Origin of the sequence: Streptomyces sp. NPDC002825 (assembly GCF_040295385.1) — a bacterium.
GTDB lineage: Bacteria > Actinomycetota > Actinomycetes > Streptomycetales > Streptomycetaceae > Streptomyces.
In genome coordinates, this window is sequence record NZ_JBEOVH010000017.1 from 18,015 (window position 1) to 40,558 (window position 22,544).

Sequence of the window (22,544 nt, forward strand, 5' to 3'; positions counted from 1 at the left end):
TCAGGCGGTCCTTCCGGTGTCGCGCAGGCTCCGGAGGAGGGTGCTGCGCGGGGTGTCCATGGTGGCGAGGGTCTCGTCGAGGACCTCCTGCGGCATGCGGTGCAGGGCGTCGCGGACGTCGGAGCGCAGCCGCGCGGCGACGGCGGGCTCGTACTTGTCGACCTTGCCCATGTGGAAGGCGATCATCGCGCAGTAGGTGCGGACCGCCTTCGGGAGGAAGCGGTCGGCCTCCGCGTCCCGGGAGACGTCGTCGAGCAGGAGGTCGTACGAGGGAATGAAGTCCAGTTGCCGGTTGTCCGTGATCTGCGTGAGCGAGGTGGTGACGCCGCGCCGGTAGAAGACGCCGTGCAGGGAAAGCGCCGCGAAGGTGCGCGCCTTGAGGTGGAGCCGCCAGATCCAGAGGCGGTCCTCCGCCGTTCTGAGGGAAGTCTCGAAGCGTGATTCGCCGTTCTTGAAAAGACGACCGCTGTAAATGCCGAAGGGCACGAAGGGATAGTCGACCATCGTGACCATGCTGGCCGGAGAGATTCCGTCCCTGGGGTCCATGACGGTGTCGCGGCGCTTGGCCGGGGCATAGCGGATCTGCCGCTTCCGGCCTTCCGACAGGACGTGGTCGGTGCGGGCGAAGTCGCAGTCCAGGCGGGAGATCCCGGCCACGGCGGCGCTCAGGTGGCCGGGCGCGTACCAGTCGTCGCCGTCGAGAAAGGTGAGGTAGTCGCCGCTCGCCGCGTCGATTCCGGTGTTGCGGGCCTGGGCGACGCCCTGATTCGTCTCGTGCCGGATGACGGTGGCGTTCGGCAGGCGGCTCTGCCAGCGGTCCAGGATCTCCGGGGTGTCGTCCGTCGAGCAGTCGTCGATGAGCAGGAACTCGAATTCCGGATCCGCGTTGTTCGCGAGACTGCGCAAGGTGTCGGGCGCATAGGCCCCGACATTGTGGAACGGTACGACGACGGACAGTTTCGGCACTCGGGATCCCCACGCTGAATCGAACAATTTAACGCCGTTATGGCGGGCACAGTAACGACCGACTTCTCCGGGTGAACGATCCGCGCGTGCACTCCCGGTGAACTCTTGTCGTCTCCGACGCGAACCGCGTCACTGGCGGGCCCGCCGGCGGTGCAGGAAGGCCGTCGTGGCGAGGGCGAGGAGCGCGGCCGCGCCGATCGCGCCGCCGAGCCGGAGCCCCGGCGGCCGGAAGGAGCAGCTGACCGTGCTCGCCCGTCCGTCGAGGGGGACGGCGACGAGGCCCTCGTACGCGCGCGCGGGGCGGGCGTCCGCGTCGCCGGCGGCGCAGCGCCAGCCGGAGATGCGGGGCGCGGCGAGGACCGCGACGCCCTTGCTGCCCGGGGGCAGTTCGGCGGTGACGGTGTGCCCGTCGGCACGCACGCGCGTGGCGCCGGTCGCGGTGAGCTGCCGTACGGCGGAGTCGAGGCGGGCGCGGAGCAGGCAGCCGATCGGCTCCCGGGGCAGCCGCGCCTTGCCCTCGGGCGCCAGGTCGATCCGTACGGCGCCGGAGGCCGGGACGGTGCCGAGGGCCTGCATGGGGGCGCGTACGGAGGGCGGCTTGCCGTCGAAGTCCACGGGCCGGTCCCCCGCAAGGGCCGCCGTGCCCCGGTACTCGGGGGCCCAGAACCAGACCTGGGAGCCCGCCGGACAGCGGGCGGTGACGGTGCGTCCGGTACGGCTGGGGGCGGGCAGCTCGTACACGTCGGCGCCGAGGAGGCGTTCCTGTCGGGCGAAGGCCGAGTCCCCGGGGTGCGTGGCCGGCCGCTCCGGCGGGCGGACGGTGACCAGGGGCGGCACGGGGGCGGTGGTGACGGTGACCGTGGCGCGGGGCGGGGCGTCCTGCCGTACCGGCTCCGTGGGCTGGGAGTGGAGCCGGGTGCCGATGGAGAAGAGGGCGTCCGTGACGGGGTTGTCGAGGCTGACGGGGTGCCGGCCCTTGGCGTAGTAGCCGAAGCCGAGCGAGGCGAGGGTGCGGGAGGTCACATCGGCGGTGAGGCTGCTGTAGTAGTCGGCGCCCTGCCCTCCGACGAGCAGCACGTCGTTGCCGCCGGGGACCTCGCCGGGGTCGGTGCGGTGGCGGGGCCAGTCGTCCGCCCGGGCCACCTCGGCGGCGGCGGTCGCGTGCCAGGGGCCGATCCGGGGCGACCAGGAGACCTTGGCGCGCTGCTGCTCCTCGATCCGCTTCCCGTTGACGGCCGCCTCGCCCGCCTGCGCGGCGACGAGCAGGACGACGGCGAGGACGGGGAGCACGCGCGCGGCGGACCGGGGACGGGCTGCCGAATCGGGCCGTACGCGCGCGGTGCCCGCGTCGCTGGCGGTCGCATCGTGGCGTACGCGCGCGGTGCCCGGATCGTCGGCGGCCGAATCGGGCCGTACGCGCGCGTGGCTCCGGCGGTCGCCGGCCAGGGCCAGGACGACGGCGGCGAGCGCCAGGAGCGCGGCCGCGCCGGCGGCGGGGAAGGTCCACCGGTCGATGTCGGCACTCCCCCGGGCCGCCCACGCCAGGGCTCCGAGCAGCGCCAGGCCCCCGAGGAGCGCGGTCGGCCGGGGCACGCCCCGGGCGGCGGAGAACCAGGCGGCGATCAGCAGCAGACCGCACAGGACGAAGGTCTGACGGTACGGAATGCCGTTGGGTGAGGCGCCCGCGTGCCACAGGAGGTGCGTGGGCTCCCACTGGAGGGAGAGCGTCACCAGGACGATCGCGGCCGTCCACCCGGCCCGGACGCGGGCGGCGACGGCCCGGTTGAAGGGCAGCGTCAGGGCGAGCGCGAGGGCGGGCGTCCCGATGAAGAGGGCGGGGCTGGAGACGCTCGCGGTGGCGGGCAGGAACCGGGCGAGGACGTCCGTCCAGGGCGCCGGCGCGAAGGTGGTCTCCGGGGTGGGGTCGGCGACCTTGGTGGCGAGGAAGACGACCACGACGAGCGGCGCGGCGAGCCCGATGCCGAGGAGGACGCCCCGGGCGGCGCGCAGCGCCCCGGCGAGGCGCTGCCGGGCGGTGGCCGTCTCCTCGGCGGTGAGGAGGCGCACGACGAGGACGACGGCGGCGCCGAGGGTCGCCATGTACGCGGTGTAGAAGTTGGCGGTCCAGGCCAGGGCGACGACGAGGGGGCCGAGGACGGGACGGCGGCCGGTGCGGGCCCATTCGCCGACCAGGCAGAGAAGGGGGAAGGCGACGAGCCCGTCGAGCCACATCGGGACGGAGGCGCCGTAGTTGAGGGTCCAGCCGGAGAGGGCGTACGCGGTGCCGAGGACGGCGGCGACCGGCCACGGTCCGGGGCGCAGCCGCAGGAGCAGCAGGGCCATCGCGGCCGCCGCCGCGCTGATCTTGGCGGCGGTGACGACGTACAGCGCGAGTTCGACGCGGTCCGCCGGGAAGAGCACGACGAGCAGGTCGAAGGGGCTGCTCAGGTAGGTGCCGATGTCGCCGAGGAAGTTGGAGCCGAAGCCGGAGTTCCAGTTGAGGAAGGTGTCCCCGTGCGTCTCGCCGAGCAGGAAGGCCCGCCAGTAGGCGTGGAACGGCAGGTACTGCTGGCCGAGGTCGACGATGTTCCTGGTCACCGGGCCGAAGGGGTACGTCCGGGAGAGCCGGGTGGCGAGGCAGAGCAGCGCGGCGGTGAGCAGGCCGGCGGCGGCCGGGGCCCGCAGACCCGCGAACCGCCGCCGCCCGTCGCCGCCGGGCTCGTCGCGTACGGTCCCGTGCTCGGCGTCCTCGACGGACACGGCCTCGGCGGCGGGTGGCACGAATCCTCCAGGGGGCGCACGGCACGGAGCGGCCCGGAGGGGTCGTCACGGGCCGACCGTCATTACCGCCGAGGCGGGCGACCCGCAACCGATCAGGAGGCGCTCTTCAGGCACACCCCGGGTGAACTCCGGGTGCCCCACGCCCTGGAGGCATCAGCCGACGGGCGCCGCGGTGACGAGCTCGTCGACCGTGCGGGCCACGGTGCCGAACAGGTCGCGGACCGTCGTGAGGCTCGCGGCCTGGAGGGCCGCCGAGGACTGGACGGTGCCGTCCGGCGCCTCCAGCGGGCGGGTCGCGGTGGCCTCGGCGACCACGGTCGGGCGGTAGCCGAGGTTGAAGGCGCCCTGGGCGGTGAAGAGGACGCACATGTGCGTCATGAAGCCGGCGATGACGAGGTCGCCGCTCACGCCGAGCTCCTTGAGGGTCGGCTCCAGGTCGGTGGCGTGGAAGGCGTTGGGGAACTGCTTGACGACGACCTTCTCGCCCTCGATCGGGGCGACTTCGTCGCTGATCGCGCCGATCTCGGCCCGGATGTCGTACGGGGTGCCCTCCCCGCCGTCGTTGACGATGTGGACGACCGGCGCACCGGCGGCGCGGGCGGCGGCGAGCAGCCTGGCCCCGGCGGACAGGGCCTCCTCGGCTCCGTCGAGCCGCATGACGCCGGTGCGGTAGGTGTTCTGGAAGTCGACCAGGATCAGGGCGGACTCGCTCAGTCGCGGCAGCTCCTGGGGCAGGCCGATCACATCGCGGAGGGTGGTGGACGCGGTCATGACGGTTCCTCTCGGTCGAACGAGATTGACGTTATGAACGCTAACACATGGCGTTAACGTCGCTACCAAAGATCCCGGATGCTCGTGTTAGCGCTGTTATCGTGGGAGCCATGTCGACGGCACGAGAGCGCATCCTGGAAGCCACCGGGGAACTGCTCGCCACCAAGGACGCGCTGGCGATCTCGACCCGCGCCATCTGCGACCGGGCAAAGGTCGGCGCGCCGGAGATCTACCGCCAGTTCGGCGACAAGCAGGGGCTGCTCACGGCGGTGGCCGACATCGGCTTCGAGCGATTCCTCGCCGAGAAGCGGCGGAACCCGCTCACCGAGGACCCGGTGGCGGACCTGCGCACGGCCTGGGACAGCCATGTCGCGTTCGCGCTGCGCAACCCGCACCTCTACCGGCTGATGTTCACGCCGACGGGCGACGCCAAGCCCCGGGCCATCAAGGAGGCCCAGGCGATCCTGTTGAAGGCCGTGGAGCGCTGCGGTGACGCCGGACGGCTGCGGATGGCCCCGGAGCTGGCCGGCCAGTCGATCCTCTCCGCCAACGTGGGCGTGTGCATGATGGCGCTGTCGTTCCCCGAGCTGTTCGAGGACGCCGCCATCTCGTACGCGGTACGGGACGCGGTCATCGGGAAGGTCACCGGCGACGAGCGCGAGGACACCCGGATCGGCACCGCGACCGTCCTCGCCCAGGCGCTGCTCGGCACCCTGACGGGAACGGCTCCGGTGAGCACGGCCGCCCTGGACGAACTGACCGACACCCTGCGGCCGCGGGCCTGAGACCCAGGGAGGCTCGAGCCCTACGGACGCCTGAGACCTCCGAAGCCCGAGCCCCACGTCCCGTCAGGCGTTGCCGACGGGAAGGACGTCCGGGGACAGGGCGCCCGCGTGGGCGGAGGCCGAGGTCATGCGGCGGCGGTGGTGGCGGCGGCAGAGGACCTCGTAGCCGATCTCCTCGGCCGGACGGTTCACGTCCCCGACGACGACCTGCTCGCCCTCGACGACCATCTCGCCCCCGACCGTACGGGCGTTGTGCGTGGCGCGGGCGCCGCACCAGCACAGGGCCTCGACCTGGAGCTGCTCGATCCGGTCCGCGAGCTCGATCAGCCGCTGCGAGCCCGGGAACAGCTTCGTACGGAAGTCGGTCGTGATCCCGAAGGCGAAGACGTCGAGGCCGAGGTCGTCGACGATGCGGGCGAGCTGGTCGATCTGCTCCGGGGCGAGGAACTGGGCCTCGTCCACGATCACGTAGTCGGCCTTGCCGCCCTGGGAGAGCTGGGTGACGAGGTACCCGTACAGGTCCATGTCCCGCGGCGCCTCGACCGCCTCCGTCACCAGGCCGAGCCGGGAGGACAGCTTGCCCTCGCCCGCCCGGTCGTCACGGGTGAAGATCACGCCCTGAAGCCCCCGCGCGTCGCGGTTGTGGGCGATCTGGAGCGCCAGGGTGCTCTTCCCGCAATCCATGGTTCCGGAGAAGAAGACCAGCTCGGGCATGACGGGACGGGGACCTTTCAGGTCGTGGGAGGTACGGGGCGGTGTCAGGGGTCAGGAACGGACTTCGAGCAACGGGACCAGCTGCTCGGCCGGGGTCATGGACCCGTGCATGCCGACCATCGCGGACTCGTTGGGCTCGTTGACGGAGGCGGTGATCGCCACGTCGTCGTGGGCCGCGGCGACGACGTCGCCGATCCGGCCGTACACCCGCTCGTCGACCTCGTCGCCGAACCAGCCGAGGGAGATGGCCTCGTCGCGGCTCGCCACCCAGAACTGCTCGCCGACGACCTCGCGCCAGCAGGTGAGGACGTCCGCCTCGGCACCCGGCACGGCGTAGACGTGGCGGGCCCGGCCCTCGCCGCCGAGGAGGGCGACGCCCGCGCGCAGCTCCCAGTCCTCGTCGAAGTCGATCCGGTGCTGCTCGTCGAAGGGGATGTCGACCATGCCGTGGTCGGCCGTGACGTACAGGGCCGAGCGGGGCGGCAGCTGCTCGGCGAGCCGCTGCACGAGCCGGTCGACGAACATCAGCTGGCCGCGCCAGGCGTCGGAGTCTATGCCGAAGCGGTGACCCGCGCCGTCGAGCTCGCTGTAGTACGTGTAGACCAGCGAGCGGTCGCCGGCGGCGAGCTGCTCGGCGGCGAAGTCCATGCGCTCCTCGCCGGAGAGCCGCCCGTGAAACGTTCCGCCACTGAGCGCTACCTTGGTGAGCGGGGTCTGCTCGAAGATCGGGGAGGACACCTGGGCGGTGTGGATCCCGGCCTCGTGCGCGAGCTGGAAGACGGTCGGGTACGGCTGCCAGACGTGCGGCGCGGTCCACGGCTTCCAGCGCAGCTGGTTCATCAGCTCGCCGGTGTCCGGGTTGCGCACGGTGTAGCCGGGCAGTCCGTGCGTCCCGGGGTGGCGGCCGGTGCCGACCGAGGCCAGCGAGGTCGCGGTGGTGGCGGGGAAGCCGGCGGTGACCGGACGGCCCGTGCCGCCCCGCGAGGAGCCGAGGAGCGAGCTCAGGTACGGGGCCTCGTCCGGGTGGGCCTTGATCTGCTCCCAGCCGAGCCCGTCGATCAGGAAGACGCAGTTCCGGTCGGCCGGGGCGAGCTCCGCGATCCGGGCGTCGAAGCCGGACACGCCCTGGCCCGCCACGAGCGTCGGCAGCAGGTCGCCGAGCGAGCCGGAGGAGTACTCGGGCACCGGCGCGCTCTCCGGGGCGAGCGGAACCGGGTCGTCGGGCCAGCCGTGGGCCACTGCCGTGGGCTGCACCATCAGCGGGTGGGCGCGGCGGTCGCCGCGATCGCTTCGGACAGGGCCTGGGCGAACGCGAGGGTCTGCCGGACCGTGTCCGGGCCGTCTCCGGCGTCGCTCACCCGCAGACTGAGGTCGTCGGCGGTGGCGTTGCCCGTGTAGCCGTGGTCGGCGTCGCAGTTGGGGTCGCCGCAGGCGGCGGGCTCCAGGTCGATGCGCGAGACGGCGCCCCAGCCGATGGTGAGGACCACTTCGCGGGGCAGCGTGCCCGGCGTGTACGACTCGGGGTTGGCGACCACGCGGCTGACGACCACCGACGAGATCCGGTCCAGCTTCACGGACTCGGTGGAGGTCGTGGCGTACGGGGTCGGGGAGCTCGTGTCGGCGGCCTGCTCGTCGGTGTGGCTGACGATGAAGCGGTGCGGCGTCAGGACGAGGACGGTGACGTGGCGCCGGACCTCGTTGGCGTCGAAGGTGGTCTCCTGGTGGACCACGTACGACGAAATGGCCTCGCCGCCGACGGCGGCCTCCACCGCCTCGGCCACGAGGGCCGGGTAGTAGCCGCTGCGCTCGATCGCCGCGCGCAGCCCCTGGGTCGTCGTACCGCTCTTTGCCATGGACTCCATCCTACGGGGCCGAGGGGCCCCCTCCGGCCCCGTCAGTAACGTGGCAGGCTCCGCGGGCCGAGGTCGGTGCGGGGCGGGGGCGGGGCGAGCCGGACGGTCGCGCCGAGGACGGAGAGGCCGCGCGGGGCCACGACCACCGGCTCCAGGGAGACCGCGACCACCTCGGGGTGGTCGTCGACGAGCCGGGAGACCCGCAGCAGCAGCTCCTCCAGGGCCGGGGTGTCGACCGGGGCCGAGCCGCGCCAGCCGAAGAGCAGCGGGGCCGTGCGCAGGGAGCGGATGAGTTCGGCGGCGTCCCGGTCGGTGGCCGGAACCAGCCGGTGGGCCGTGTCCCCGAGGAGTTCGGAGGCGGCGCCCGAGAGGCCGAAGGAGAGGACGGCGCCGACGGCCGGGTCGATCGCGGAGCGGACGACGGTGTCGACGCCCCGGGGCACCATCGCCTGGACGACCGGCTGGAGCTCCTCCGGTTTGCCGAGGACCTCGGTCAGCTCGGCGTACGCCGTGCGGAGCTGCTCCTCGGTGGCGAGGTCGAGCCGGACGCCCCCGAGGTCCGGGCGGTGCCGGAGGTGGGGCGCGGTCGTCTTGAGGGCGACGGGGTAGCCGAGCCGGGCGGCGGCCGCGACGGCGGCGTCGGGCGTCGGCGCGGGGAGGGTCGGCAGGACCGCGATGCCGTACCGGGCGAGCAGCGCCCCGGCCTCTTCGGTGTCGAGGGTCACACCGCGGGCGTCGACGCCGCCGGCGTCGAGGGCGCCCTCGATGAGCGCGGCGGCTCCGGCCTCGTCGATGTCCTCGTACTCGGGCACCCGGCCGGGCTCGGCGGCCTGCCGCCGCCACTGGCCGTACCGCACGGCCTCGGCCAGGGCCCGCACGGCCCGCTCGGCGGCGGGGTAGGCGGGGATGGTCGCCTGCTGCGCGGGGGCGGCGGTCGGCGGGGGCACGGTTGTCGGGTCTGCTCCCCCGGCTCCGGCCTGAGCGCCCACGGCCCCCGCCGGAGCGCCGCCGGAACGGTTCTCCCGGGGGGCGGCCGCGCGCCCCGGCGCCGTCGGCCGGGTGCTCGTCGCCACCGCGAGGGCCTCCGCGAGGCCGCCCATCTCCACGTGGACGACGACGACCGGCTTGGTCGGTGAGGGGGCGGAGGCGACGGCCTCGCGGAGGGCGGCCGCGAGGACCTCGCCGTCGCCGAACTCGGTGGCCCCGTCCTCTCCGACCCAGGGGATCGCGGTGACGACGACGGCGTCGGAGGTCTCGTCCGCGAGCGCCGCCGCCAGCGCGTCCCGGAAGTCCCGCGGGACCGCCGCCGTCGTCAGGTCGATCGGCCGCAGCGGGCGCAGCCCCTCGGTCAGGCAGGCGTCGTACGTGAGGAGGCCGAGCGACTCGGAGTTGCCGAGGATCGCGACCCGGGGCCCGGCGGGCAGCGGCTGGGCGGCCAGGAGCAGTCCGGCGTCGACGAGTTCGGTGACGGTGTCGACGCGGATCACGCCGGCCTGGCGGAGCAGCGCGGAGACCGTGGCGTGCGGGATGCGGGTGACCGGGACCCGGTGGCCGGGCGGGGCGCTGCCGCTGTGCCGGGCGCCCTTGACGACCACGACGGGTTTGACGGCGGCGGTGCGGCGGGCGAGCCGGGTGAACTTGCGGGGGTTGCCGATCGACTCCAGGTAGAGGAGGACGACGTCGGTGCCGGGGTCGTCGTACCAGTGCTGGAGGAAGTCGTTGCCGGAGACGTCGGCGCGGTTGCCGGCCGAGATGAAGGAGGAGAGGCCCGCGCCCCGCCGGTGCAGTCCGGCGAGGAGGGCGATCCCGATGGCGCCGGACTGGGTGAAGAGCCCGATCCGCCCGGCGGCCGGCATCTGCGGCGCGAGGGAGGCGTTGAGCCGGACGTCGTCGGCGGTGTTGATGATCCCGAAGGCGTTGGGGCCGATGATCCGCATGCCGTACGAGCGGGCCTGCCGGACGAGCTCACGCTGGCGCTCGCGGCCGGCGGCGCCGCTCTCGGCGTATCCGGCGGAGAGCACGACGAGGCCGCGCACCCCGTGTTCGCCGCAGTCCGCGACGGCCTCGGGCACCCGTTCGGCGGGGACGGCGACGACGGCCAGGTCCACGGGCTCGCCGATGGCGCCGACGGAGGGGTGGGCGGGGACGCCGTCGAGCTCGGTCTCTTCGGTGAGCGCGGCGTTCACCGCGTACACCCGCCCCGTGAAGCCGGCGCCGAGGAGGTTGCGCAGGACGGTCCGGCCGACGCCGCCGGGGGCGCGTCCGGCGCCGACGACGGCGACGGAGCCGGGGGTGAGGAGGCGCTGCACGGAGCGGGCCTCGGCGCGCTGCTCCCGCGCGCGCTGGACGGCGAGGGAGCGGTCGGTCGGTTCGAGGTCGAGGTGGAGCCGGACGGAGCCGTCCTCGAAGCTGCGCTTCTGGGTGTAGCCCGCGTCCGTGAAGACCTTGATCATCTTGGTGTTGGCGGGGAGCACCTCGGCGGCGAAGCGCCGGATGTCCCGCTCGCGCGCGACCGCCGCGATGTGTTCGAGGAGCGCGGAGGCGACGCCCCTGCCCTGGTGCGCGTCCTGGACGAGGAAGGCGACCTCGGCCTCGTCGGCGGGGGCCGAGGCGGGCATTCCGTGGGCGTTGATGCGGTCGTAGCGCACGGTGGCGATGAACTCGCCGCCCACGGTCGCCGCGAGCCCGACCCGGTCCACGAAGTCGTGGTGGGTGAAGCGGTGCACGTCCTTGGCGGAGAGCCGCGGGTAGGGCGCGAAGAAGCGGTAGTACTTCGACTCGTCCGAGACCTGCTCGTAGAAGCTGACGAGCCGGTCGGCGTCGTCGGCGGTGATCGGCCTGATGCGCGCGGTGCCGCCGTCGCGGAGCACCACGTCCGCCTCCCAGTGGTCCGGGTAGGCGTGCTCCGCCGGGGCGGGCCGCGCCGATGCCGCCGGTGGTTCCGCCGCTTCCGACTGCTCCGACGCGCTCTGCATGGGGTCAGCCTACGGCCGCGACACGACTGTGGCACCGGTCGCGGGGTGGGGAAGCGGGACGCAAGGTGTTGCAAGCTGGGGAGGGCCGACGGTCGGTCCGGTCCGGGCCGAAGGGTCGCCTCTTCCGGGCCGTAGGTCGGCGTGAGCACCGCGCAACCCGTGAGAGACTGGTCTAGACAACCCGCTTGAGACTTGAAGGGCAACACCATGGCTGAGCGCCGCGTCAACGTCGGCTGGGCCGAGGGCCTGCACGCCCGCCCCGCGTCCATCTTCGTCCGTGCCGCCACGGCTTCCGGCGTGCCGGTGACGATCGCCAAGTCCGACGGCACCCCCGTGAACGCCGCCTCCATGCTCGCGGTGCTCGGTCTGGGTGCGCAGGGCGGCGAGGAGATCGTTCTCGCTTCGGAGGCCGACGGCGCCGAGGCCGCGCTCGACCGCCTGGCGAAGCTGGTCGCCGAGGGCCTGGACGAGCTCCCCGAGACCGTCTGACCCCGACCCCCCGAACGGTGAATGGCCGTGCCCTCCGGAATTCCGGAGGGCACGGCCATTCGCATTTCCCTCGTCCTGTTTTCGGGCAGCACGAAAACCGCGGCGGAATACCTATTCTTTGTATACGGCGTGCATGTTAATTCCGGACACTCGCCGTGTTGACGGCATGTTGCGAAACCCTCACGCGGCCGCGCTCCGGGTTTTTGAGCCGGTGCAGCGGCATCGACCGCTCCGCGTGCAGCGCGGTCAGCGACCTCGCCCGCTCGGCGTCGCCGCGCGCCACCGCGTCCACGATCGCGCCGTGCTCGGCCCATGCCTCCACCGGCTGGGCGGGCTGGTCCACCACATACATCCAGGCGATCTTGTGCCGCAGCTGGGTGAGCAGCGCCGTCAGGGCCGGGCTGCCCGAGGCCTGCGCGAGCGTCTCGTGGAACCAGCCGCCGAGCGAGCGCAGATCCTCGCCCTGTCCGCGCCTGGCCCGCTCCTGCCCCAGCCTGACCAGGCCGCGCAGCACCTTGAGGTGCGCCTCGGTGCGCCGCTGCGCGGCCCGCGCGGCCCCGAGCGGTTCCAGCAGCGCCCGCATGTCGAGCAGATCGGCCGCCTCCTGCTCGGTCGGCTCGGCGACGTGGGCGCCCGCATGGCGGCGGGTGACGACGAAGCCCTCTGACTCCAGGGTGCGCAGCGCCTCGCGGACCGGGACGCGGGAGACCCCGTACCGGCGGGCGAGCTGCTCCTCCGTCAGCCGGCTGCCCCGCTCGTACACACCGGAGACGATGTCGTCCCGAATCGCCGTGCATACCGAGTGCGCGGGAATGCGCATGTCCGACCTCCGCTTTGGTCCGCGCGAGTCAATTCCGTCGGCGCCTGTTCTGCGCCCGATCTTCGACTCTATTGCAGCGCGCCGGAATTTCCGATGCCCCAGCGGAATCCATGGCCGTCTTTTGGTCAGCGAAAAGCCCCGGCTCAGTACGAGCCGGGGCTTTTGCGACGCGGTGCGCGGCCGGGGTCGGGTCAGACCTGGACGCCGCGGGCGCGGAGGTACGCGATGGGGTCGATGTCCGAGCCGTACTCGGGGCTCGTGCGCGCCTCGAAGTGGAGGTGCGGGCCGGTGGAGTTGCCGGTCGAGCCCGAGATGCCGATCTGCTGGCCCGGCTCGACGGTCTGGCCGACGTAGACCCCGATGGAGGAGAGGTGGCCGTACTGGGTGTACGTGCCGTCGTTCATCCGGATCACGATGTTGTTGCCGTACGCGCCGCCCCAGCCGGCCTCGACGACGGTGCCGGAGCCGACGGAGACGACCCGGGTGCCGTAGGCGGCGTGGAAGTCGATGCCGGAGTGGCTGCCGGAGGACCAGAGCGAGCCGCCGGTCTTGTAGCCGGTGGAGACGTACGAGCCGGCGACGGGGAGCTGGAAGGAGGCCAGGCGACGGCGCTCGGCCTCGCGGGCGGCGCGCTCGCGCTCGAGCCGGATCTCCTTGGCGCGGGCCTCGGCCTTGCGCTTCGCCTCGGCCTTGGCCTTCGCCTTGGCGATGGCCTCGACGGCCTCCTGCTCCTGGGCGGCGGCCTGGGCGTTGATCGGGTCGACGAGGGAGTCCTCGGTGATGACCTGGGTGAGGCCGGTGTCCTCGACGGAGTGCTTGTCCGTGTCGGCGGCGAGCGCCGGGGAGGCGAGGGTTCCGATGACGCCGGTGGTGGCGATGGTCGCGACGCCGGCGATGCCCGCGCTGCGGCGCGCCATCCGGCTCGGACCACGATGCTTCCCGGTGGCACGGGTGAACGCCATGGAGAGGCTGATCCTTTCCTTCCTTCTCGCCTACCGGGTTAGCTGACGGGTTCGGAGCAGGAAGGTCTCCTACGAGCCCCTCCGTCGAGACGAAGGCGCCCGATTCACCCCAGGGACTACGTGTGGGTCCCCGGCTCCCCAGGCTCGCGCCTGACGGGGACTCGGCGATGACTGTCCGATGCCGCGGGTGCGGCACGTGCAACTGACGAACAGCCGCACCGACGCTATGTCGATCGTCTTTCAATCACCAACCAGACACGCCTTTTGTAAGACATGCCACAGGGCAAACGATCACCCTTACCGACAATACGGACAAAGCGGAGGACCCCGACGAACTATGCCGTCGGGGCCCTCCTGTTGTCGTCTGCCGGCGGGAATCAGCCAGTCACGACGGTCACTTCACCGATGCCCAGAGCGCGCACCGGCTCCGCGACCTGCGCCGCGTCGCCGACGAGGACGGTGACGAGCCGGTCCACCGGGAAGGCGCTGACCACGGCGGCCGTCGCCTCGACCGTGCCGGTTTCGGCCAGGCGCGCGTACAACTGGGCCTGGAAGTCGTCCGGGAGGTGCTGCTCGACCTGGTCGGCGAGCGTCCCGGCGACGGAGGCGGCCGTCTCGTACTTGAGGGGCGCCACGCCCACCAGGTTCTGCACGGCGGTCTCGCGCTCGGCGTCGGTGAGGCCCTCGGCGGCGAGCGTGCGCAGCACCTTCCACAGGTCCTCAAGTGCCGGGCCCGTGTTGGGGGTGTCCACGGATCCGCTGATGGCGAGCATCGCGGCGCCGTTCCCCTCGGCGTCCGAGCGGAGCACCTGACCGAAGGCCCGCACGCCGTACGTGTAGCCCTTCTCCTCGCGCAGGACCCGGTCCAGACGCGAGGTCAGCGTGCCGCCGAGGCAGTACGTGCCGAGGACCTGGGCCGGCCAGACGCGGTCGTGCCGGTCGGGGCCGATCCGGCCGATGAGCAGCTGCGTCTGCACGGCGCCGGGACGGTCCACGATGACGACCCGTCCGGTGTCGTCGGCGGTGATCGGCGGCATCGGCAGCGGCTCGGCCGGCTCACCGGTCCAGGCGCCCAGCGTCTCGGCGAGGACCTTCTCCAGGTCGACGCCCGTCAGGTCGCCGACGACCACGGCGGTGGCCGTCGCGGGCCGGACGTGCGCCTCGAAGAAGGCACGGACGGCGGCGGCGTCGATCGCGGCGACGGTCTCCTCGGTGCCCTGGCGCGGCCGGGACATCCGGGACTCGGCCGGGAACAGCTCCTTGGAGAGCTGCTTCGCGGCACGACGGGCCGGGTTGGCCGTCTCGTGCGGGATCTCGTCGAGACGGTTGCGCACCAGGCGCTCGACCTCGGTGTCCAGGAACGCCGGGGCGATCAGGGCCTCGGAGAGCAGCCCGAGCGCCTTGGGCAGCCGGGAGACCGGGACCTCGAGGGAGACCCGTACGCCCGGGTGGTCGGCGTGCGCGTCGAGCGTGGCGCCGCAGCGCTCCAGCTCGGCCGCGAACTCCTCGGCGCTGTGCTGGTCGGTGCCCTCCGAGAGCGCGCGGGCCATGATGGTCGCGACACCGTCGAGACCGGCCGGCTCGGCGTCCAGCGGGGCGGGCAGGAAGATCTCCACGGCGACGACCTGCTGGCCGGGGCGGTGGCTGGTGAGCACGGTCAGACCGTTGTCCAGCTTCCCGCGGTCCGGGGCCGGGAAGGCCCACGGCTTCGCGGTGCCCGGCTGCGGCTGCGGGTGGAAGTCCATGCTCGTCAAAGACGCGGCGGCGTCGGTCACTGGTCCGCTCCCTCTTCGTCATCGCCGTCGGCGTGGTCGCTCTGCTCGGTCGCCAGGGGCTCGTAGACGAGCACCGCGCGGTTGTCGGGGCGCAGCTTGGCAGCGGCGACCTCACGCACCTCGTCGGCGGTGATCTCCAGGACGCGGTCGACGGCGGTAAGGGCGAGCTGCGGGTCGCCGAACAGCACGGCGAACCGGCACAGTTCGTCCGCGCGGCCCGCGACCGTGCCGAGCCGGTCCAGCCACTCGCGCTCCAACTGGGCCTGCGCGCGCTCCATCTCCTCGGGCGTGGGGCCCTCGGCGGCGAAACGGGCGAGCTCCTCGTCGACGGCCGCCTCGATCTGCGGGACGTCGACGCCACCGGAGGTCTTGACGTCCAGCCAGCCGAGCGAGGGCGCCCCGGCGAGCCGCAGCAGGCCGAAGCCGGCGGCGACGGCCGTACGGTCGCGGCGGACCAGACGGTTGTGCAGCCGGGAGGACTCCCCGCCGCCCAGGACCGTCAGGGCCAGGTCGGCGGCGTCGCACGCGCGCGTGCCGTCGTGCGGCAGCCGGTAGGCGGCCATCAGCGCACGCGCCGGGACCTCCTCCTCGACGACCTCGCGCAGCTGCTCGCCGATGACCTCGGGCAGCTCGCCGGAGCGCGGCTCGGGCTTGCCGTCGTGGGCGGGGATGGAGCCGAAGTACTTCTCGACCCAGGCGAGCGTCTGCACCGGGTCGATGTCGCCGACGACGGACAGCACGGCGTTGTTCGGGGCGTAGTACGTGCGGAAGAAGTTCCGCGCGTCCTCCAGGGTCGCCGCGTCCAGGTCGGCCATCGAGCCGATCGGCGTGTGGTGGTACGGGTGGCCCTCCGGGTAGGCGAGGGCGGTCAGCTTCTCGAAGGCCGTGCCGTACGGCACGTTGTCGTAGCGCTGGCGGCGCTCGTTCTTGACGACGTCCCGCTGGTTCTCCATGGACTCGTCGTCCAGGGCGGCGAGCAGCGAGCCCATGCGGTCGGCCTCCAGCCAGAGCGCGAGCTCCAGCTGGTGCGTGGGCATGGTCTCGAAGTAGTTGGTGCGCTCGAAGCTCGTCGTGCCGTTGAGCGAGCCGCCCGCACCCTGCACCAGCTCGAAGTGGCCGTTCCCGTGGACCTGCTTCGAGCCCTGGAACATCAGGTGCTCGAAGAGGTGGGCGAGGCCCGTGCGGCCCTTGACCTCGTGGCGCGAGCCGACGTCGTACCAGAGGCAGACCGCGGCGACCGGGGTCAGGTGGTCCTCGGAGAGCACCACGCGCAGGCCGTTCGCCAACCGGTGCTCGGTCGCTGTCAGGCCGCCGGAGCCGGCCTCGGCCGTGGCCGTGTGACCCATGGGCATGTACGTCCCTTCGATCGCGATGTGAAAAAGTCCTGCCACTGTATGCAAGCGCGCCGACACCTGGCGAAGTTCCCGGGCCTTCGTGATGTCCCTCTTCCGGGTCGCGGTCGGCGCTGTCGGTGGCACGGTCCACAATGGTCCGCGTCAGATCAACCTTGTTCGTGAAGGAGCCGCAGCCGCGATGGCCCGCCGCAGCACGAAGACACCGCCGCCGGACGACGCGTACGAGGAGAGGATCCTCGACATCGACGTGGTCGACGAGATGCAGGGCTCCTTCCTCGAGTACGCGTACTCGGTGATCTACTCGCGCGCCCTCCCCGACGCCCGCGACGGCATGAAGCCCGTGCAGCGCCGCATCGTCTACCAGATGGGCGAGATGGGGCTCCGCCCCGACCGCGGCTTCGTCAAGTGCGCCCGTGTCGTCGGCGAGGTGATGGGCAAGCTCCACCCGCACGGCGACGCGTCGATCTACGACGCGATGGTCCGCATGGCACAGCCCTTCTCCATGCGCCTCCCGCTCGTCGACGGCCACGGCAACTTCGGCTCCCTGGGCAACGACGACCCGCCGGCCGCCATGCGGTACACCGAGTCGCGGATGGCCCCCGCCGCGCTGCTCATGACCGAGTCCATCGACGAGGACACGGTCGACTTCGCGCCGAACTACGACGGCCAGGAGAAGGAGCCGGTGGCACTCCCCGCCGCCTATCCGAACCTGCTGGTCAACGGCGCGTCCGGCATCGCCGTCGGCATGGCGACGAACATGCCCCCGCACAACCTCGGCGAGGTCGTCGCGGCCGCCCGCCACCTGATCCGCCACCCGAACGCCGACCTCGAGACGCTGATGCGCTTCGTGCCCGGCCCCGACCTGCCGACCGGCGGCCGGATCGTCGGCCTCTCCGGCATCAAGGACGCGTACGAGTCGGGCCGCGGCTCCTTCAAGATCCGCGCCACCGCGACCGTGGAGACCGTGACGGCCCGCCGCAAGGGCATCGTCGTCACCGAGCTGCCCTTCACCGTCGGCCCCGAGAAGGTCGTCTCCAAGATCAAGGACCTGGTCGGTTCCAAGAAGCTCCAGGGCATCGCCGACGTCAAGGACCTCACCGACCGCAGCCACGGCCTGCGCCTGGTCATCGAGATCAAGAACGGCTTCGTGCCCGAGGCGGTCCTGGAGCAGCTCTACAAGCTGACGCCGATGGAGGAGTCCTTCGGCATCAACAACGTGGCGCTGGTCGACGGACAGCCGCTCACCCTCGGCCTCAAGGAGCTCCTGGAGGTCTACCTCGACCACCGCTTCGAGGTGGTCCGGCGCCGCTCCGAGTTCCGCCGCACGAAGAAGTCCGACCGCCTCCACCTGGTCGAGGGCCTCCTCGTCGCCCTGCTCGACATCGACGAGGTCATCCGGCTCATCCGGGAGAGCGAGAACTCCGCCCAGGCCAAGGAGCGCCTGATGGAGCGCTTCTCGCTGAGCGAGATCCAGACGCAGTACATCCTGGACACCCCGCTGCGCCGCCTCACCAAGTTCGACCGCCTTGAACTGGAGAGCGAGCGCGACCGCCTCAACGGCGAGATCGACGAGCTGACCGGGATCCTCGAATCCGACGCGGAGCTCCGCAAGCTGGTCTCGGCGGAGCTGGCCGCGGTCGCCAAGAAGTTCGCCACGGACCGGCGGACCGTCCTCCTGGAGTCGGCCGGCGCGCCCGTCGCGGCGGTGTCCCTGGAGGTCGCGGACGACCCGTGCCGGGTGCTGCTCTCCTCGACGGGCCTGCTGGCCCGTACCGTGACCGAGCACCTGCCGCCCGTGGTGGACGGCAAGCGGGCCAAGCACGACGTGATCGTCTCGACGGTCGCCGCGACCCAGCGCGGTGACGTCGGCGCGGTGACCTCGGCCGGCCGGCTGCTGCGGATCGCGGTGATCGACCTGCCGCAGCTGCCGGACACCGCCACCGCCCCGAACCTGGCGGGCGGCGCGCCGCTGTCGGAGTTCCTCTCCCTGGAGGCGGACGAGACGGTGGTCTGCCTGACCACGCTGGAGGAGTCCTCGCCGGGCCTCGCCCTCGGCACGCTCCAGGGCGTGGTGAAGCGCGTGGTGCCGGACTATCCGGCGAACAAGGACGAGCTGGAGGTCATCACCCTCAAGGAAGGCGACCGGATCGTCGGCGCGACGGAGCTGCGGACGGGCGAGGAGGACCTGGTCTTCATCACCTCCGACGCCCAGCTGCTGCGCTACCAGGCCTCGCAGGTGCGGCCCCAGGGCCGCCCGGCGGGCGGCATGGCGGGCATCAAGCTCACCGCGGGCGCCGAGGTCATCTCGTTCACGGCCGTGGACCCGGCGGCGGACGCCGTCGTCTTCACCGTCGCGGGCTCCACGGGCACCCTGGACGCCTCGGCGGGCACGTCGGCGAAGCTGACCCCGTTCGACCAGTACCCGCGCAAGGGCCGCGCGACCGGCGGTGTCCGCTGCCAGCGCTTCCTGAAGGGGGAGGACGTCCTGATCCTGGCCTGGGCGGGCGCCACCCCGGCCCGCGCCGCCCAGAAGAACGGCACCCCGGTGGACCTGCCGGACCCGGACCCGCGCCGCGACGGCTCGGGCACCCCGCTGCCCAAGCCGGTCGAGGTGGTGGCCGGCCCGACGGTCTAGGACCTGTCCGCCGGGCGACCCGGCCCCGGGCCGGACGGTCTGGGTCCGGCCGCGGGCGACCCGGACCCGGCGGGAACGGTCCGGCAGGACCTAGGACTCCTCCGGGTCCTCTTCGGACCGCTGCACGTATCGCAGGACGCCCCACATGCTGTGTTCGTCGGGGGCGTCCTGCGGGCCGTTCAGCTCACAGGCGGCGAGTTCCTTGCGGAGCCCGGCCGCGTCGATGCCGGAGCCGATCAGGACGAGCTGGGTGAGCCGTTCCTCGCCGGCGGGCCAGGGCTCCGGGTAGAAGCGCAGGAAGCGGCCGACCGCGTGCACGGTGTAGCGGTTGGCCGGATCGGCGGCACCGAGGTCGACGAAGCCCTTGATCCGGTAGAGGCCCTCGGGGCGCGAGTCGAGGAAGGCCATCAGGCGGCGGGGGTGCAGCGGCGTCGACGCCGTCACCGACAGGCTCTCGTAGGCCGCGTGCGGATGGGCGTGAGCGTCGTCCTCGGAGCCGTACAGGATGTCCTCGATCGACATCTGGCCCTCGATCTCCCCCTCGGGTACGACCCGGTCGAAGAGCAGCTCCGGATCGACGCGCCCGTGCGAGGCCTCGATCACGGCGGCGCGCCCTGCGAGCCCGGTCACCGTCTCCCGTACGGCCTTCAGCTCGTCCTCGGGCACCCGGTCGGCCTTGTTGACGACGACGAGGTCGGCGAGGGAGAGGTGCCGTTCGGTCCCGGGATGCCGCTGCCGTGTGGCCGCGAACTCGGACGCGTCGACGACCTGCACGAGTCCTCCGTACACGACCCGCTCGTTCTCGCTGGCGAGCACCATGCGGACCAGCTCCTCCGGCTCCGCGAGCCCGCTCGCCTCGATCACGATCACATCGAGCCGGGACTCGGGCCGGGTCAGGACCTCCAGGTACTCGTCGAGCTCGCCGGCGTCGACGGCGCAGCAGAGGCAGCCGTTGCCCAGGGAGACGGTGGAGCCGACCTGGCCGGCGACGGTCATCGCGTCGATGCCGATGTCCCCGAAGTCGTTGACCATGACTCCGATACGGGTGCCCCGGGCGCTGCGCAACAGATGGTTGAGGAGCGTGGTCTTCCCGGCCCCGAGAAACCCGGCGAGGACGACGACGGGGATCTGCTGCGTGGTCAAGGGACGTGCCTCCGGTTCCTCGGGTCCTGCGGTCGTGCGAAAGCCCCAGAATAGGCGCCCGTTCCGTCACCATTTCCGGTCACGGCGCGCGGCCGTTTACCTTTTCGGGCATGAGCCCCGCACAGAGCAGCCCTCCGCGCCCCCGCGCGCGCCGTCGGCGGTTCGGGTGGCCGCAGCGGGTGTTCTCGCAGGTCCTGCTGATGCAGCTGGCCATCGCGACCGGTGTGACCGTCCTGGCCACCGGCCTCTTCCTCGCCCCGCTGAGCGCGCAGCTCGACGACCAGGCCATGCGGCGGGCCCTGGCCATCGCCGGGACCACCGCGTCGCCCCGGCTCGCCGCGGACCTCACCGGCAGCCGGCCGTCCGCGCTCGGCCCGGTGCAGGCGGAGGCCGAGCGGATCAGGACCTCCACGGGCGCCGAGTACGTCGTGGTCATGGACACGCACGGGGTGCGCTGGTCGCACACCGACCCCGCACAGATCGGCCGGGTCGTCTCCACCGACCCGAGCGCCGTCCTCGCCGGTCATGAGGTCATGGAGATCGACAGCGGCACCCTGGGCCGCTCGGCGCGCGGCAAGGCGCCGCTGCGGGACGCCGACGGGCGGATCGTCGGCGCGGTCTCCGTCGGCATCGAGTACGACAGCGTCCGCGACCGGCTCGTGGCCGCGATCCCCGGCCTCCTCGCCTACGCGGGCGGTGCGCTCGCCGCCGGGGCGCTCGCCGCGTACCTGATCTCCCGGCGCCTCCAGCGGCAGACCCACGACCTGGCGTTCTCCGACATCTCCGCGCTGCTCGCCGAGCGCGAGGCCATGCTGCACGGCATCCGCGAGGGCGTCGTGGCCCTCGACCGCAACGGCTCCGTACGGCTCATGAACGACGAGGCGCAGCGACTCCTCGGCCTCGGCCCCGAGGCGGCGGGCCGGCCGCTCGACGAGGTCCTCGGCGGGGGCCGTACCGCCGACGTCCTGGCGGGCCGGGTCACCGGCGATGACCTGCTCACCGTCCAGGGGCACCGGGTGCTGATCGCCAACCGGATGCCCACGCACGACGGCGGCGCCGTGGCGACCCTCCGCGACCGCACCGAGCTGGAGCGCCTCGGGCGGGAGCTCGACTCCACCCGCGGCCTGATCGACGCGCTGCGCGCCCAGGACCACGAGCACGCCAACCGGCTGCACACCCTCCTCGGGCTCCTGGAGCTGGAGATGCACGAGGAGGCGGTCGAGTTCGTCACGGAGGTCGTCGGCGTGCACCGGGCCACCGCCGAGCAGGTCACCGAGAAGGTCCACGACCCGCTCCTCGCCGCGCTCCTGGTCGGAAAGGCGACCGTCGCGGCCGAGCGAGGGGTCTCGCTGCGGCTCGCGCCCGACTCCCTGCTGCCGGATCGGCTCGTCGACCCGCGCGAACTGGTCACCGTCGTCGGCAACCTCGTCGACAACGCCCTGGACGCCGTCGCCGGCACCCCCGGCGCCCGCATCGAGGTCTCCTTCCGCGCCGAGGGCCGTACGGTGGTGCTGCGGGTCTCGGACAGCGGCCCGGGCGTCCCTGAGGAGCGCCGCGAGCTGATCTTCACCGAGGGCTGGACGACGAAGGAGCTGCCCTCCCACGGGAAGCGCGGTCTCGGCCTGCCCCTGGTGCGCCGGCTCGCCGAGCGCCGGGGCGGCACGGTGGAGGTTGCCGACGGTCCGGAGAGCGGCGCCGTGTTCACGGTCGTCCTCCCGGACGCCCTGACCGAAGCCGAGACAGCCGAGCCGGAAAGGGCTGCGGAACGCTCTGAGGAGGCGTCGCGATGATCGACGTGCTCGTGGTGGACGACGACGAGCGTGTGGCGCGGATCAACGCCGCCTACGTCGCCAAGGTGCCAGGTTTCCGCGTCGTCGCCACCGCCCACTCGACGGCCGAGGCGCTCGCCGCCCTGGACGGACAGCCGGTGGACCTGATCCTCCTCGACCACTACCTGCCCGACGAGAACGGGCTCGCGGCGGTACGGGAACTCCGCACGCGCGGCCACCAGTGCGACGTGATCATGGTGACGGCGGCGCGTGACGTGGCCACCGTGCAGTCGGCGATGCGGCACGGAGCGCTCCAGTACCTCGTCAAGCCGTTCAACTTCGCCGGGCTCCGCGCCAAGCTCGAGGCGTACGCGACGCTCCGGCGCACCCTGGAGAGCGGCGGCGAGGCGGAGCAGGCCGAGGTGGACCGGATCTTCGGCGTCCTGTCGGCGGGGGCCGTCGCCCCCGACCTCCCCAAGGGCCACTCCCCCACCACCGCCGAGCTGGTCCGGCAGGTCCTGCTCGCGGCCGGCGGCCCGTTGTCCACGCAGGAGATCGCCGAGCGGACCGGCGTCAGCCGCCAGACCGCACAGCGCTACCTCAAACTCCTGGAACGCACCGGCCGGGTCCGCCTCTCCCTCCGGTACGGCGAAACGGGCCGCCCCGAACACCGCTACGCCTGGGCGAGCTCACCGACGGCCGGCTGACGCCCCTCACGGCCGGGCCACGGCCAGACGGCTCGGGGGGCGGT

At 72.7% G+C, this 22,544-nt stretch carries 17 protein-coding genes and 1 riboswitch; of the genes, 5 read left to right on the forward strand and 12 right to left on the reverse strand.

All coding sequences use genetic code 11. The features are described 5' to 3' along the window. From ABT041_RS22015 to ABT041_RS22025, 3 genes are all read right to left on the reverse strand, one after another. A complete protein-coding gene (locus tag ABT041_RS22015; RefSeq protein ID WP_351186912.1) occupies nucleotides 1-966 on the reverse strand; it encodes a glycosyltransferase family 2 protein in 966 nt (321 codons plus the stop codon). Nucleotides 967-1,095: 129 nt separating this feature from the next. Next, entirely contained in the window at nucleotides 1,096-3,747 is a 2,652-nt protein-coding gene (locus tag ABT041_RS22020; RefSeq protein ID WP_351186914.1) for a YfhO family protein, read from the reverse strand. Between the two features lie 153 nt (nucleotides 3,748-3,900). Continuing rightward, the gene (locus tag ABT041_RS22025; RefSeq protein ID WP_351186916.1) at nucleotides 3,901-4,518 is read right to left on the reverse strand and encodes an isochorismatase family protein; all 618 of its coding nucleotides are present in this window, start codon (nucleotides 4,516-4,518) and stop codon (nucleotides 3,901-3,903) included. A gap of 110 nt (nucleotides 4,519-4,628) precedes the next feature. On the opposite strand from ABT041_RS22025, the gene ABT041_RS22030 reads away from it, so the two are divergent. After that, a complete protein-coding gene (locus ABT041_RS22030) occupies nucleotides 4,629-5,303 on the forward strand; it encodes a TetR/AcrR family transcriptional regulator (RefSeq protein ID WP_351186918.1) in 675 nt (224 codons plus the stop codon). A 63-nt stretch (nucleotides 5,304-5,366) separates the two neighbouring features. Here ABT041_RS22030 and ABT041_RS22035 read toward each other — a convergent pair whose 3' ends face one another. Genes ABT041_RS22035 through ABT041_RS22050 form a run of 4 tightly spaced genes read right to left on the reverse strand, consistent with a single transcriptional unit; the run spans nucleotide 5,367 to nucleotide 10,845 of the window. Next, entirely contained in the window at nucleotides 5,367-6,017 is a 651-nt protein-coding gene (locus tag ABT041_RS22035; protein ID WP_351186920.1) for a thymidine kinase, read from the reverse strand. Between the two features lie 51 nt (nucleotides 6,018-6,068). After that, nucleotides 6,069-7,274 carry an alkaline phosphatase family protein gene (locus tag ABT041_RS22040; RefSeq protein ID WP_351186922.1) on the reverse strand — a complete coding sequence of 402 codons (1,206 nt, stop codon included), beginning with the start codon at nucleotides 7,272-7,274 and terminating at the stop codon, nucleotides 6,069-6,071. Beyond that, nucleotides 7,274-7,870, reverse strand: a complete 597-nt coding sequence (locus tag ABT041_RS22045; protein WP_351186924.1) for a DUF5998 family protein — start codon at nucleotides 7,868-7,870, stop codon at nucleotides 7,274-7,276. Before ABT041_RS22045 ends, ABT041_RS22040 begins: the two co-directional genes overlap by 1 nt. A 41-nt stretch (nucleotides 7,871-7,911) precedes the next feature. After that, nucleotides 7,912-10,845: a bifunctional acetate--CoA ligase family protein/GNAT family N-acetyltransferase gene (locus ABT041_RS22050; protein ID WP_351186926.1), complete on the reverse strand. Its 2,934-nt coding sequence runs from the start codon at nucleotides 10,843-10,845 to the stop codon at nucleotides 7,912-7,914. Between the two features lie 207 nt (nucleotides 10,846-11,052). On the opposite strand from ABT041_RS22050, the gene ABT041_RS22055 reads away from it, so the two are divergent. After that, a complete protein-coding gene (locus ABT041_RS22055; protein WP_015036698.1) occupies nucleotides 11,053-11,334 on the forward strand; it encodes an HPr family phosphocarrier protein in 282 nt (93 codons plus the stop codon). Between the two features lie 136 nt (nucleotides 11,335-11,470). On the opposite strand, the gene ABT041_RS22060 is transcribed toward ABT041_RS22055, so the two are convergent. From ABT041_RS22060 to ABT041_RS22075, 4 genes are all read right to left on the reverse strand, one after another. Then, nucleotides 11,471-12,154 (reverse strand): GntR family transcriptional regulator, encoded by a 684-nt coding sequence (locus ABT041_RS22060; protein WP_351186929.1) that lies wholly within the window; start codon nucleotides 12,152-12,154, stop codon nucleotides 11,471-11,473. A gap of 191 nt (nucleotides 12,155-12,345) precedes the next feature. Further along, the gene (locus tag ABT041_RS22065) at nucleotides 12,346-13,116 is read right to left on the reverse strand and encodes a M23 family metallopeptidase (RefSeq protein ID WP_351186931.1); all 771 of its coding nucleotides are present in this window, start codon (nucleotides 13,114-13,116) and stop codon (nucleotides 12,346-12,348) included. 12 nt (nucleotides 13,117-13,128) lie between these two features. Beyond that, nucleotides 13,129-13,293: riboswitch (cyclic di-AMP (ydaO/yuaA leader) on the reverse strand. A 200-nt stretch (nucleotides 13,294-13,493) separates the two neighbouring features. After that, complete coding sequence (locus tag ABT041_RS22070; RefSeq protein ID WP_502976573.1) at nucleotides 13,494-14,861, reverse strand: M16 family metallopeptidase; 1,368 nt, start codon at nucleotides 14,859-14,861, stop codon at nucleotides 13,494-13,496. Nucleotides 14,862-14,887: 26 nt separating this feature from the next. Then, complete coding sequence (locus ABT041_RS22075) at nucleotides 14,888-16,243, reverse strand: M16 family metallopeptidase (RefSeq protein ID WP_351186935.1); 1,356 nt, start codon at nucleotides 16,241-16,243, stop codon at nucleotides 14,888-14,890. 181 nt (nucleotides 16,244-16,424) lie between these two features. On the opposite strand from ABT041_RS22075, the gene ABT041_RS22080 reads away from it, so the two are divergent. Beyond that, nucleotides 16,425-18,881: a DNA gyrase/topoisomerase IV subunit A gene (locus tag ABT041_RS22080; protein WP_351186937.1), complete on the forward strand. Its 2,457-nt coding sequence runs from the start codon at nucleotides 16,425-16,427 to the stop codon at nucleotides 18,879-18,881. A 90-nt stretch (nucleotides 18,882-18,971) separates the two neighbouring features. Here ABT041_RS22080 and ABT041_RS22085 read toward each other — a convergent pair whose 3' ends face one another. Next, entirely contained in the window at nucleotides 18,972-20,024 is a 1,053-nt protein-coding gene (locus ABT041_RS22085; protein WP_351186939.1) for a CobW family GTP-binding protein, read from the reverse strand. 110 nt (nucleotides 20,025-20,134) lie between these two features. Here ABT041_RS22085 and ABT041_RS22090 point away from each other — a divergent pair, with 110 nt between their 5' ends. Together ABT041_RS22090 and ABT041_RS22095 are read left to right on the forward strand one after the other, a co-directional pair. After that, entirely contained in the window at nucleotides 20,135-21,814 is a 1,680-nt protein-coding gene (locus ABT041_RS22090) for a sensor histidine kinase (RefSeq protein ID WP_351186941.1), read from the forward strand. After that, nucleotides 21,811-22,500 (forward strand): response regulator, encoded by a 690-nt coding sequence (locus ABT041_RS22095; RefSeq protein ID WP_351186943.1) that lies wholly within the window; start codon nucleotides 21,811-21,813, stop codon nucleotides 22,498-22,500. Before ABT041_RS22090 ends, ABT041_RS22095 begins: the two co-directional genes overlap by 4 nt. Nucleotides 22,501-22,544 lie beyond the last annotated feature (44 nt).